This window comes from Vibrio sp. 1402 (assembly GCF_033340275.1).
In genome coordinates, this window is record NZ_JAWOWE010000669.1 from 1 (window position 1) to 525 (window position 525).

At 46.9% G+C, this 525-nt stretch carries 1 protein-coding gene; it reads left to right on the forward strand.

Annotated elements, in window-relative coordinates:
• The coding region (fldB, locus tag R7044_RS27845) for a flavodoxin FldB (protein ID WP_225456324.1) at positions 1-430 on the forward strand (430 nt) is incomplete at its 5' end.
• Between the last annotated feature and the right edge of the window lie 95 nt (positions 431-525).

Consider the following 525-nt stretch of genomic DNA (forward strand, 5'->3'; position numbering starts at 1 on the left):
CGATATTCACAATGTGAAAGAGACGCCGCTATCGCTGATGGCTGAATATGATTTATTGCTTCTAGGCATCTCGACTTGGGACTTTGGTGAGATCCAAGAAGATTGGAGCGCCATTTGGCAAGACATCGCGTCTACGCCGTTGAAAGGCAAAGTTGTGGCGCTATTTGGTCTTGGCGACCAAGAAGGCTACGGTGAATGGTACCTTGATGCCATGGGCCTACTGCACGACGAGTTAAAAGCAACCGGCGCCCAGTTTATCGGTTATTGGCCAAACGAAGGCTATGAGTTTGAAGCCTCTAAAGCGCTAACGGAAGATGGCAGCCAATTTGTTGGCTTAGCACTAGATGAAGACTCTCAATACGACTTGAGTGACGAGCGAATTGAAAAGTGGTGTGAACAAGTACTTGTGGAGTTCCACGATACGCTTTAAGCACCGACGCTTACGTTGATGCGAACCAGATACAAAAAAGCCCGATGAATCACTTCATCGGGCTTTTTCATTATTCAATTTCTAGCGTCTTTACG